Genomic DNA, 13,085 nt, shown 5'->3' with positions numbered 1-13,085 from the left:
ACCATTCTCGTTAGGATTTTTTTATTTTTTTTAAAAGGAATATATAACAATTCCCATGACACCTGAAAGCATAATAATGCCGATGGGGTGAAGCTTGGATTTGTATAAAATAGCTAAAACAATAAGGCCGATAGCAAAGCCCTTCATATCTACTACAGAGGTTTGAAACAGAGAAACGCAGGCAGCGGAAATTAGGCCAATCACAGCAGGGCGGATACCAGAAAAAACACCTTCAATAAAGGGGGCATTTTTATATTTAATGATAAAATGGGCTAAGGTTGTAACAAGGAAAAAGGAAGCAAAAACTACACCGGTAGTAGCCACGATAGATCCTATAACTCCAAGCTGTCTAAAGCCTATAAAGGTGGCAGCGTTGATAGCAATAGGGCCTGGTGACATTTGAGATATAGCAATGATGTCAACAAATTCTACTGAAGAAAGCCAACGATGTATATGTACTACTTCTTCCTCAATCAAAGGCAGCATTGCGTAACCGCCGCCAAAGCTAAAGGCGCCTATCTTTAAAAAAACCCAAAACAATCTAATGAAGGCCATGTTCTCCCTCCTTTTTTCTATGGATTAATCCTGCTACAGCACATAGGACTACCACGGGAATAGGGTGCACTTTTAGTAGAGCAACTGCGATAAATGCAAAAAGAATGATGCTGATATTAAAAGATGTTTTAGAAATAGATTTAGAAAGCTTTAAGGCAGACATCAGAATCAAGGCTACAATAGCTGGACGAACCCCTTGAAAAAACAACTGAATAGCAGTAATATCTTTGATGTTATTATAAAACACAGCCAGTAGTAAAATCACCAACAAAGAAGGCAACACAGTTCCTAATAGACCAGCTATAGCCCCAAATATTCCCTTCAATTTATACCCTACAAAAACCGCTGTATTGACTGCCACCGGTCCTGGTAAGCTTTGAGAAACAGCAATGATATCTAGAAAATCCTGTTCATCTATTAGTTGATGAGATTCAACGATCTCTTTTTGGATAATTGGAATCATAGCATATCCACCACCAAAGGTAAAGGCGCCAACTCGAAAAAAGATACTGAACAACTTGAAATACTCCTTCATATTATAGCCTCCTACAGATGTATTCAATAATAATAGTATAACACAAATTGATATTAAAATTTGAATGAAATTACCTAAAGTTACTTATAATGACAGCTTTTCCTGCAGGATAAATAGCTTTGCTATGTACATACTAAAATCATAGGACAATGAAAGGAGGTCATATTTTGCCAAATGTTTTTTATCTAGTCCAGTTCTTTTTTGCTGTAGTTATTGGACTTTACTTTTTGGGCCTTTTGAAAAATCAACAAGGAAATAAAGCAGCTATAGAAAAGGAATCAAGAAAAGAGATTGAGAAACTAAAGGAACTACGAGAGAATGCTTTAACGATACCTTTATCGGAGCATACCAGACCCTCTTGTTTTAAGGATATAGTAGGTCAAGAAGACGGTTTAAAGGCATTAAAAGCAGCTCTATGCAGTCCAAATCCTCAGCATGTTATTATCTATGGTCCTCCTGGGGTAGGAAAGACTGCTGCTGCAAGAGTAATATTAGAGGAAGCAAAAAAAAGCGAGATATCGCCATTTAGTCAAAAATCTAAGTTTGTAGAAATGGATGCTACTACTTTGAGGTTTGATGACAGGGGAATAGCAGATCCTTTAATGGGCTCAGTACATGATCCCATCTACCAGGGAGCAGGACCATTAGGACAGGCAGGAATTCCTCAGCCGAAGCCTGGTGCTGTAACAAAGGCCCACGGAGGAATGCTTTTTTTAGATGAAATTGGAGAATTACACCCTGTTCAAATGAATAAGCTTTTGAAGGTTTTGGAGGATAGGAAGGTTTTCTTAGAAAGTGCCTACTACCATGCTGAGGATGAAAATGTTCCACAGCATATTCATGAAATATTTCAGAAGGGATTACCAGCAGATTTTAGGTTAGTAGGGGCAACCACAAAATCCCCTGGAGATTTATCTTCAGCCTTAAGATCGAGATGTGTTGAAGTGTACTTTCGTCCACTTACTCCAGAGGAAATAGGAAGTATTACGAAAAATGCTTGTGAAAAAAGTGAATTTGATATAGAGGAAAGAGCAGTAGAGGAAATAAAAAAATTCGCTACCAATGGAAGAGAGGCTGTAAACATCATCCAAATAACAGGCGGGTTAGCTTTGACAGAAAAAAGAAAAAAAATAACTCTACAGGATGTCCAATGGGTGATAGAAAGTGGAAACTATAGTCCTAGACCTGCTAAAAAAGTGGGAAAAGAACCATCAGTTGGATATGTCAATGGTTTAGCTGTTTATGGTCCCAATATGGGAATGATGATAGAGATAGAAGTATCTGCTATAGAACTGCCTACTAAAGGAATGGGGAGGATTATTGTTACTGGTATTATTGATAGAGAAGAAACCAATGCTCCAGGAAGATCCTTTCAAAAAAGAAGTACTGCCTCTGATTCGGTAGATAATGTGATAACAGTGATTAAAAAGTTTTTTCAGGTAGATCCTAAGGACTATGATATTCATGTCAATTTTCCAGGAGGTGTACCTATCGATGGGCCTTCTGCAGGGATTACTATGGTAACAGCCATATACTCAGCTATTACCAATCAACCTATTGATAATCATTTGGCCATGACGGGAGAAGTTTCTATTCGAGGCTCTGTGAAACCCGTAGGAGGCATCACTGCCAAAATAAATGCAGCAAAGGAAGCAGGATGTACAAGGGTACTAATACCTAAAGACAACTATCAGGAAAGATTCCAGGAATTAAATATAGAAGTTATTCCCGTAGATCATGTTACAGAGGTTGTTAAATTGGCAATGGAAATAAAGTCTAAGAAAAGTAATGTCATCTCTCCTGCAGAGACAGTGGACTTTGCTGCTGCACTAGGAAACAAAGATAAAGAATAGAATCACAATTGCTGACAAGTCTCCATATTTTCAATATTTGAAAAACCCAGTCATTTTTATGTATTTCTATATACATTGCGGTGGCTAGGTTTTCTTTCCACTTAGATGTAATAAGACTTTTAGTAGTCTGGACGTAGTTTACTTACTTTTTTCTTGAATACTTGATATAATAATGGAAATTAGGGTAAAATATTGAAAAAAGCAGTATAAAAAGTTATAATAATAATCAACTGTGTAATTTGATAAAAGGAGACGATGGTATGGAAGAAAAAGAAACAAACATTTCAAGTCGAACAATGCCTCTAATACCTTTAAGGGGCCTAACTGTTTTTCCATATATGGTAATTCATTTTGATGTAGGGAGAGAGCGGTCTATCAATGCCTTAGAGGAAGCCATGGTGCATGATCAGCTGGTTTTTTTAGTTTCTCAAAAAGAAGCTGAGATCACTGCTCCTTCTTTAAATGATATTTATCAAGTGGGAACTATTGCAAAAATCAAACAAATGCTAAAGCTGCCTGGGGATACCATAAGGGTTTTAGTGGAGGGGATTTCTAGAGGAAAGATTGTAAATGTATTACAAGAAACCCCATATTTTCAAGTGGAAATAGAGGAAAGAAGCTATCAAAGTGAAGTAACCACTGATAGTGAGACAGAGGCTTTGATGCGTAGTGTTATCGATGCTTTTGAGGAATATGTAGATATCAGCAATAAGATTTCACCAGAAATCCTTATTACCATTGCTGAGATTGAAATGCCAGGGCGATTGGCGGATACAATTGCCTCCAATGTTTTTATCAAGCCTGGCCAGAAACAAGAGATTTTAGAAGCGTTTGATCCATTAGAGCGATTAGAAAAATTGTACAAGATTCTATTGGAAGAGGTTGAAATTTTACAAATAGAAAAGAAAATCAATAGTCGCGTAAAAAAACAGATTAATAAGGTACAAAAAGAATACTACTTGAGAGAACAATTAAAGGCTATTCAGAAGGAATTAGGGGAAGATGAAGGGGTTGTTGAAGAAGTAGCAGATTACAAGGAAAAACTGAAAAAACTGAAATTCCCTAAGGATGTTCATGAAAAAATAGAGAGGGAAATTGATAGATTGTTGAAGCTATCACCAGCCTCTGCAGAAACAGGTGTTATCAGAAACTACATAGATTGGGCTTTAAATCTACCTTGGAATAAGGAAACCAAGGATAGATTAGACTTAAAAAAATCTTCAGCTATCTTAGATGAAGATCATTATGGACTTAAAAAGGTGAAGGAAAGAATCCTAGAATACCTAGCCATTAGACAACTGGCAAAATCTATGAAGGGACCTATTCTTTGCTTAGTAGGACCTCCCGGAGTGGGGAAAACATCTATTGCTAAATCCATTGCCCGATCATTAAACAGAAAATTTGTCAGAATGTCCCTAGGTGGTGTGAGGGATGAAGCAGAAATCCGGGGGCATAGGAGAACCTATGTAGGAGCGATACCCGGTAGAATCATTTCCTCTATTCGACAGGCTGGCACAAAAAACCCCTTATTCTTATTAGATGAAGTAGACAAATTAGCCAGTGATTTTAGAGGAGATCCAGCTTCTGCCTTGTTAGAGGTATTGGATCCTGAACAAAATCATGATTTTACCGATCACTTTATGGAGATGCCATTTAATTTATCCAAAGTAATGTTTATAACTACTGCTAACACCTTAGATACGATACCAAGACCACTTTTGGATCGTATGGAGGTTATCCGCATCGCTGGCTATACTGAAGAAGAAAAGTTAAATATCGCTTCAAAGTATTTATTGCCTAAACAGATAAAAGAGCATGGTTTAAAGCCTGCAAATCTACAGGTATCTGAAAAGGCATTAAGAGATATCATCAACTATTATACTCGAGAAGCAGGGGTAAGGAACCTAGAAAGACAGATTGCTAATCTTTGTAGAAAAGTAGCCAAAAGAGTAGTGGAGGAAAAGCTAAAAACAATTAAAATCACACCTGCTAACCTAAAAAAATATCTAAGCAACCCAATTTATCGATATGAGATGATCAGCCAAAAAGATGAAGTTGGTATTGCTAGAGGCTTAGCTTGGACCATGGTGGGTGGAGATACTCTTTCTATAGAAGTAACACCTATGCGAGGAAATGGTAAGCTGGTCTTGACGGGACAGCTAGGGGATGTAATGAAGGAATCTGCCAAAGCTGGTATTAGTTATATCCGATCAAGAGTAGAAGCATTAGACATAGATTCAGATTTTCATACCAATCTTGATATTCACATACATATTCCTGAAGGTGCTACACCAAAGGATGGTCCTTCTGCCGGAATTACCATGGCAACAGCAGTGATTTCTGCAGTAACGGATATTCCAGTATATAAGGACGTAGCCATGACTGGGGAAATCACCTTGAGAGGTAGGGTGTTGCCAGTAGGAGGCATTAAGGAAAAAGTGTTAGCTGCAAAAAGGGCAGGGATACAAAAGGTATTATTACCGATAGACAATAAAAGAGACCTAGAGGATGTGCCTGACAATGTAAAGAAAAAAATGGATTTTGTCTTTGTAGAGCATATGGATGAGGTGCTGGAGCATGCACTGAAAAGGGGAGAAAAAAATGAAGATTAAAACCTCTGACTTTGTCACCAGTGCAGTAGTCCCTACTCAATACCCAGAGGATTTATTACCGGAGATTGCAATGGTGGGAAGATCCAATGTTGGAAAATCTTCTACTATCAATACAATGCTGGGTAGAAAAAAACTAGCAAGGGTCAGCGGTACCCCTGGCAAGACAAGAACCATCAATTTTTTCGTCATCAACAAGGAGTTTTATCTAGTAGATTTGCCGGGATATGGATATGCAAAGGTTTCAAAAAGTGAAAAGGCTTCTTGGGGAAAAAGTATAGAAACCTATCTAAGCACTAGAAAAAATCTACAGGAGGTAATGCTTCTAGTGGATATTCGCCATGAACCTTCTAATGATGATAAGATGATGTATGATTGGATCAGGCATTTCGGCTTTGGCACCATTGTCATTGCAACTAAATCTGATAAAATACCTCGAGGACAAAGACAAAAACATTTTAAAATTATTCGCCAAAAACTGCAGATGTCGAAAGAAGATAAAATTATTCCGATATCTTCTTTAAAAAAAGAGGGTGTAGATGTTTTATGGGATAGTATAGCAGATTTATTTACCAGCAGACAATTGCCTATTACGATAGAGGAAGCGCCAAAGCAATAATATATCTGGAATAGATTTTTTAAAGTGCTAATTAGCTTTAGGGTGCAAGAAACCCCAGCAACCGTAGCGTATATGTACGTGAGGGTGCTGGGGTTTTGGTTTACAACAAAGAAAAATTGATTTTGCAATAACTTTAACTGTTTTGAAGTCTTTTTTGTTTCTGTTTAAGGAAGATTGCTTTCCAATCTAACTCAGCTATAATCATACCCATTAGTACCAATACACCACCAAAAATGCCGCTCTTTGTTAAAACTTCCCCTGCTAGGATATAGGCAAACATAGCAGCAAATACAGGCTCTCCAGAGTAAATCAGGGCTGTGTGGGTAGGAGAAGTGAATTTTTGCATAGCATTTTGAACAATAAAAGCAACGGATGTAGCTAAGACTGCTAGAATCAAGATGGCGGTCCATACCTCTGCTCCTGTCGGTATGATAGGAGACTCTATGGTAAAGGTGAATAAAAGACTAAGTATACCTACTGTGGCGATTTGTATGATAGCCAAGGCAATAGAATCTACCTTTACTGTATATTTTCCTACAGTGATAATATGAAGTGCAAACATTAAGGCACCGATAAAAGTATAAAAATCGCCAATATTGAGGGAAAGTGTAGTATCTAAGGTAAGGAAGCCTAAGCCTATTAAGGCCAAAACAACCCCTATTACTGATGCCCTTTCAGGCTTGAGCTTTAACAGCAATGCTGATAATACTGGAACTATAACTACAGCAAATCCTGTAATAAAGCCAGATTTAGAAGCTGTGGTATAATTCAGCCCTACTGTTTGGAAAGCATAGCCTGTAAATAAAATAATTCCTATTAAAAAGCCATATTTTAAAGTATCCTTTTTTATGCTGATGATATTTTTATAAAAAATGATAGAGGATAGTAAGGCGGATATGATAAAACGAATGGCAAGGAAATTATAGGTGGCTAGATGATCTAATGAGTTTTTAGACAAAATAAAGGAAGACCCCCATATTATGGTAACCCCCAGCAATGCTAAATCTGCTTTTAACTGTTTTGACATATTGATTGACTCCCTTCAATAGTGGTACATTTTTTATCCTTCCACTCCTTCTATTCTATAATATTTTACCAAGAAACAAAATATATTTTAAAAATAAAAAAAGCATATCTTCTATGCTTAGAGGCAATCCTGTATATAAGAAAAAGCCACAACAGTGGCTTTTTATAAATAATCTTATTCTTCTGGTTCAAACATATCCTTACCAACACCACAAACTGGGCATACCCAATCATCAGGAATATCATCAAAAGCTGTTCCGGGAGCAATACCTGAATCTGGATCTCCTACCTCCGGGTCATAAACATAGCCACATGGTACACATACATATTTTTGCATCTCAACAAAACTCCTTCCTCAAGATAATTTATAATATTTATTCTATGTAATTACAATTGGATTATACCCCCTATCTAATAGGGCTAAACATTAAAACTTTGAAACTTATGAAAACATCCTATATAATGTAGGAGAAGGATATTGACACTGCTTATTATAAGGAGGGTGCTATGTTATTAGATAGACTGGACAATTATACGGTAATGGACATTATGACAGAGGATTTTCTAAAGCTTCATCAAGATACATCCTTGAGAGATGCCATGAGAAAAATGTTGGATAATAATATTCAGGACATATTAGTGATAGATAAAGAAGAAAAGCTTTGCGGGATTATAAGCTTTATGGATATCATGCAAATATTGAAGGATGTTCCTAAAAAGAATAGCTTTGATGATGCAATAGGAAAATTCGCTATCAAGGATGTTGTTGTTATAGAAGGAAATGCCAAAGCGATAGAAGCTAGAAATATCATGCAGAAAAAAAGCATTGGTAGATTACCAGTAATGTATAACAATAAGCTGGTGGGAATCATAAGAGTAAGAGACATTTTAAATAAGGTCTACTCAAAAATTGATGAGATGAGGGAAACCTTTGGCTATATATTAGATAACCTGCATGAAGCTGTATGTGTGGTGGATAAGGAAGGCATCGTGATATTATGGTGTGGAAAAGCCGAAAAGCTTTATGGGGTAAAGGAAGAAGAAATCGTAGGAAAGAAGCTGGAGGAACTATTCCCAACCGGTCTGCTATTACAGGTATTAGAAAATAAAAAATCAGTTGAGAATGTTATCCATAGTCCTAGGAAGGGAAGCTATGTCAATATCAGCGCTATTCCTATATTTATCAGTGGAGAATTTGTAGGGGCAGTATCCACCGACAGAGATATAACAGAGGTAAGGAATCTATCCTTAGAGCTGGAAGCCACTAAAGAGAAGCTAGACTACCTACAAATGGAAGTAAATAAAATCAATGAAGATAAATACTCCTTTGGACAAACCCTAGGCAGAAGTGATGCTATACAGGAGAGGATTCAAAAGGGAATGCAGGTGGCAAAAACCAATAGCAGTGTATTGATTATGGGGGAAAGTGGTACCGGAAAGGAAGTGTTTGCAAGGGCAGTCCATCAAGCAAGCGGGAGAAAAGGACCTTTTGTAGCGATTAATTGCAGTGCCATACCAGAAAACCTTTTTGAAAGTGAAATGTTTGGATATGAGGGAGGCGCCTTTACTGGGGCATTGAATAAAGGAAAGATAGGAAAAGTAGAGCTAGCCCATAAAGGCACCCTATTTTTAGATGAAATAGGAGATATGCCTTTGTATATGCAGGCAAAGCTTTTGAGAGTATTACAGGAAAGACAGGTGGTGAGAGTAGGTGGAGATAAGCCTATCGACATCGATGTAAGGATTATTTCTGCTACCCATCGAAATATAAAGAAGATGGTGAAGGAAGGCAGCTTTCGAGAGGATCTGTACTATCGATTAAATGTTGTGGGCTTAGAGATGCCAAGCTTAAAAGAGAGAAAAGAAGACATTCCTATGTTTGTAAAGCATTTTATCCAAGAGTTTTGCAAGGAAAATAATATTGCTGCACCTCAAATAACCCCTGAAGTTTTCCAAGCACTGATGCATTATGATTGGCCTGGTAATGTTCGAGAACTAAAAAACACGGTAGAGCATTTAGTAGTCTTTTCAAAGGATGGAGAAATAAGTGTAGACAGTTTGCCAGAGCAGCTACAGGGTGAAACAGAAAAAACACAAACTGAGATAGGATATGATTTACAAGAGAATGTTAAAAATATTGAAATAGGTATCATAAGAAAGGCTATGGAGACAGCTGAAGGCAACAAAGCGCAGGCTGCAAAGCTATTAAATATTCCCAGGAGCACCTTATACTATAAAATAAAATTTTATGATTTAGTGGATTATTTATAGAAATATTAACAAAATAAAAGTAGAATCTTCAAACAAGCGTCAGTGTGTTGACATGCGTCAACACACTGACGCTTTGAATTTTGGCGAACTGATTCCATAGAAAAAACCTTCAATTCAACAGATTTCGACAATGTTTAAAAGAAAAACTAGTGATACCTTTCCCAAATAAGTGTCAGACCATGGACACCTTTGGGAGAAGAAAAACCTTAACAAAAAACTATATTTCACAAAATACAAAGATAATTAAATAACAAAGTCTTGAAATAGCAACAATGGAAATGATTGCTATAGAAAAAATCTGTAGAAAAATAAAGTGCAATAAAAATTGGCACGGTAATTGCTCATAATATAAAGTGAGATTCAAGGAGGTGAAAAAGTTGAAAATTATTTTGCCATTAAAACAACATGTGGGTGCTCCTTGTAAAGCGCTTGTCCATGTAGGAGATGAGGTTCAAAAAGGACAATTGATAGCTGTTCCAGAGGGTTTAGGAGCAAACATTCATGCCAGTGTACACGGTGTTATTGAAGCCATCACTGAGGAAGCTATCACCATTCAGCCTAAAGAGGACCAAGCCCATGATTATATAAAGATCAAAGCCACTGAGGATAAACTAGAGGCGATTAAAGAAGCAGGTATTGTAGGTGCAGGTGGAGCAGGCTTCCCAACCCATGTAAAACTAAATGTCAACCTTGAGGGAGGTTATGTGATTGCCAATGGTGCCGAGTGTGAGCCAATCTTGGGCCACAATCTAAAGCTGATGGAGGAGGAGCCGGAGATAGTGGTGAGAGGACTTAAGTATATTAAGGAAATCACCAATGCTTCAAAGGGTTACATTGCCATCAAGGCTAAATATCAAAAAGCTGTAAGAGCTCTTAAAAAAGCTTCTTCTATAGAGCCAGATATAGAAGTGAAGTTCTTACCTGATATGTATCCATCCGGCGATGAAAGAGTAATCGTCAGAGAGGTTCTAGGCATTGAACTAGAGCCAGGAAAACTGCCGATGGAAGCAAAAGCAGTAATTCAAAATGTAGAAACCTTAAAGCATATTACTAATGCTATTGAACTAAGAAAGCCTTATATTACGAAGGACTTAACAGTAGCTGGGAGAGTAAAGGATGCTAAAAAGGGAAGAGTATTTTTAGATGTACCTCTGGGAGAACCAGTAGGGAAGTATATTGAACTTTGTGGCGGTTATGTAAAGCCCTATGGAGAGATTACACTGGGAGGACCTTACACAGGAACTCCAGGAAAAGAAACCTCTCCTATCACCAAAACATTAGGTGGGATTTTGGTTTCCATGCCCTTCCCACAGGAAACTAGAAAAATAGGTATCCTAGCATGTGAATGTGGAGCTCAAGAGGAAAGACTGAAGGAAATTGCCAAAGCCATGGGGGCTGAGGTGGTAGCAGAAGAAAAGTGTAAAAGAATGATAGAAGTTAATGGTAGATACCGCTGTGATCAACCAGGCATATGTCCTGGACAAGCAGAAAAGGTTCTCAATATGAAGAAAAAAGGGATACAAGTTCTTTTAACAGGCACCTGTGGAGACTGAACCAACACAGTGATGAACGTAGCTCCTAGGTTAGGGGTTCCAACTTATCATAGTACAGATCATGTACTTAGAGCTGTAGGATCAAGACTTGTTAGAAGAAATGAAAATGAATAAATATATTAAAACTAATTAATGAAAGAATATGGATAGGAGGCGATTTAAATGGCAATAACTCCAGAGACTGCGAAGGAGCATGCAAATGATGTAGCAGTAGTATGTTGTAGAACAGAAGCAGGAACAGTTCTTGAAGCCAGCAATCTTGAAGATCCAGCAATTTTCCCTGATTTGGAAGATTCAGGACTATTGCAAATACCCGAAAACTGCCTTAAAATAGGGGAGGTTTTAGGAGCAAAGCTTACAAAAACAATTGACTCATTAACACCACTAACACCTGATTTATTAGAGGGAGTGCAAGTAATGGCAGAAGAAAAGAAAGAAGTAAAAGAGGAAGTGAAGGCTGAAGCTCCAGCTCCAGCAGCTGCAGCAGCACCAGTAGTGCAAGCTGTAGGCGGCGTTGTAAAAATCCACATTGGAGAAGGCAAGGACATCAACCTAGAAATACCATTATCTGTAGCAGGTGCTATGGGTACAGTATCACAGCCTGCAGCAGCAGTGGAAACTCCAGTTGAGACAGCAACAGCAGCCAAAGTGGAAAAAGAGGCAGCTTTAGAGGCGAAAGCCATCAGAAAGCTTGTGAAAAAACATTTCAAAATTGAAAAGGTAGTATTTGGACCTGAAACAAAAATCGAGGGAACTACTTTATATATAAGAGAAAATGTTTGTGATGATGCAGTAAATGTAAGCAAACTTGTTAACTCTATCAAAGTAGACATCATTACTCCAGAAGATTATGGTAAGTACAGTGAAACCATCATGGATGTTCAGCCGATTGCAACAAAGGAAGGTGAAAGCAAGCTAGGAGAAGGTATCACTAGAGTGATTGATGGAGTAGTAGTTGTTGTAACTGGAACAGATGCAAACGGTGTACAAATCGGTGAATTTGGTTCTTCTGAAGGGGAACTAGAAGCCAATATCATGTGGGGAAGACCTGGTGCACCTGACAAAGGTGAAATCTTTATCAAAACAGAGGTTGTTATAAAAGAAAACACCAACATGGAAAGACCAGGACCATTAGCTGCTCATAAAGCTACAGATTATATTACTCAAGAAATTAGGGAAGCTCTTAAAAATGCAGATGAAAGCTTAATTGTAGAAGAAGAGGAATTGGTTCAATATAGAAGACCAAGCAAAAAGAAGGTAGTTATTATTAAAGAAGTTATGGGTCAAGGGGCAATGCATGATAATTTAATCCTTCCTGTAGAGCCAGTAGGGATTATAGGTGGAAAGCCAAACGTAGATTTAGGAAACGTACCTGTAATGCTTTCTCCACTAGAAGTGCTTGATGGTGGAATTCATGCTTTAACCTGTATAGGGCCTGCATCCAAAGAGAATTCTAGACATTATTGGAGAGAGCCATTGGTAGCAGAAGTAATGATGGATGAAGAACTAGATTTAGCAGGTGTTATCTTTGTAGGATCTCCACAAGTAAACTCTGAGAAGTTCTATGTTTCTGAAAGACTAGGAATGATTGTAGAAGCGATGGATGTTGATGGCGCTTTCATCACCACTGAAGGTTTTGGAAACAATCACATTGATTTTGCCAGCCACCATGAACAAGTAGGTATGAGAGAAATACCAGTAGTAGGAATGTCCTTCTGTGCAGAGCAGGGAGCACTAGTTGTAGGAAACAAATACATGAAGTATATGGTTGACTTAAACAAATCTACACAAGGTATAGAAAATGAAGTTCTTTCAAACAACACTCTTTGCAAAGAAGATGCTGTAAGAGCAGTAGCAATGTTAAAGGCTGCAATTGCTGGAGAAGAAGTAAAGGCTCCAGAAAGAAAATACAATGCCAATGTAAAAGAAAGTAACATTGACATGATTCAGCAACAGGTAGGTAAGGAAGTAGAGCTAGTTGCTAACGAGCAAGTCCTACCAATGAGTAAGAAAAGAAAAGAAATATACGAAGCAGAGTAGACAGAAAAAGGCACCCATGAAAAA

10 protein-coding genes are annotated in these 13,085 nt (G+C 37.7%); 6 read left to right on the top strand and 4 right to left on the bottom strand.

Translation table 11 applies throughout. The features are described 5' to 3' along the window. Positions 1-30 precede the first annotated feature (30 nt). Both BMX10_RS09545 and BMX10_RS09540 read right to left on the bottom strand, forming a co-directional pair. A complete protein-coding gene (locus BMX10_RS09545) occupies positions 31-555 on the bottom strand; it encodes a chromate transporter (RefSeq protein ID WP_090442996.1) in 525 nt (174 codons plus the stop codon). Next, on the bottom strand, positions 542-1,090 hold the full coding sequence (locus BMX10_RS09540; RefSeq protein WP_090442993.1) for a chromate transporter: 549 nt from the start codon (positions 1,088-1,090) through the stop codon (positions 542-544). The genes BMX10_RS09545 and BMX10_RS09540 overlap by 14 nt, the downstream gene beginning before the upstream one ends. 167 nt (positions 1,091-1,257) lie before the next feature. Between BMX10_RS09540 and lonB the strand changes: the two genes are divergently transcribed. The 3 genes from lonB (at position 1,258) to yihA (ending at position 6,171) form a co-directional block, all read left to right on the top strand. Then, a complete protein-coding gene (gene lonB / locus BMX10_RS09535; RefSeq protein ID WP_330387872.1) occupies positions 1,258-2,943 on the top strand; it encodes an ATP-dependent protease LonB in 1,686 nt (561 codons plus the stop codon). 260 nt (positions 2,944-3,203) lie between these two features. After that, positions 3,204-5,555: an endopeptidase La gene (lon, locus tag BMX10_RS09530; RefSeq protein ID WP_090442987.1), complete on the top strand. Its 2,352-nt coding sequence runs from the start codon at positions 3,204-3,206 to the stop codon at positions 5,553-5,555. Beyond that, a complete protein-coding gene (yihA, locus tag BMX10_RS09525) occupies positions 5,545-6,171 on the top strand; it encodes a ribosome biogenesis GTP-binding protein YihA/YsxC (RefSeq protein WP_090442984.1) in 627 nt (208 codons plus the stop codon). Before lon ends, yihA begins: the two co-directional genes overlap by 11 nt. A gap of 133 nt (positions 6,172-6,304) precedes the next feature. On the opposite strand, the gene BMX10_RS09520 is transcribed toward yihA, so the two are convergent. Both BMX10_RS09520 and rd read right to left on the bottom strand, forming a co-directional pair. Continuing rightward, on the bottom strand, positions 6,305-7,198 hold the full coding sequence (locus BMX10_RS09520) for a DMT family transporter (protein ID WP_090442979.1): 894 nt from the start codon (positions 7,196-7,198) through the stop codon (positions 6,305-6,307). Positions 7,199-7,372: 174 nt separating this feature from the next. Then, positions 7,373-7,534 (bottom strand): rubredoxin, encoded by a 162-nt coding sequence (gene rd / locus BMX10_RS09515; protein ID WP_090442976.1) that lies wholly within the window; start codon positions 7,532-7,534, stop codon positions 7,373-7,375. A gap of 170 nt (positions 7,535-7,704) precedes the next feature. Here rd and prdR point away from each other — a divergent pair, with 170 nt between their 5' ends. The 3 genes from prdR to prdA all read left to right on the top strand — a co-directional run bounded on the left by prdR (position 7,705) and on the right by prdA (position 13,061). Next, a complete protein-coding gene (gene prdR, locus BMX10_RS09510) occupies positions 7,705-9,468 on the top strand; it encodes a sigma-54 dependent transcriptional regulator PrdR (protein ID WP_090442973.1) in 1,764 nt (587 codons plus the stop codon). Between the two features lie 377 nt (positions 9,469-9,845). Beyond that, entirely contained in the window at positions 9,846-11,135 is a 1,290-nt protein-coding gene (gene prdC, locus BMX10_RS09505) for a proline reductase-associated electron transfer protein PrdC (RefSeq protein ID WP_244272687.1), read from the top strand. 48 nt (positions 11,136-11,183) lie between these two features. After that, positions 11,184-13,061, top strand: coding sequence for a D-proline reductase (dithiol) proprotein PrdA (gene prdA / locus BMX10_RS09500; RefSeq protein ID WP_090442965.1), 1,878 nt, complete (start codon positions 11,184-11,186; stop codon positions 13,059-13,061). Positions 13,062-13,085 lie beyond the last annotated feature (24 nt).

The sequence above is a fragment of the Natronincola peptidivorans genome (genome assembly GCF_900111615.1).
Classification (GTDB): domain Bacteria; phylum Bacillota; class Clostridia; order Peptostreptococcales; family Natronincolaceae; genus Natronincola_A; species Natronincola_A peptidivorans.
Note: the sequence above shows the minus strand (reverse complement) of the source record. Positions and strands in the feature narration are given on the sequence as shown.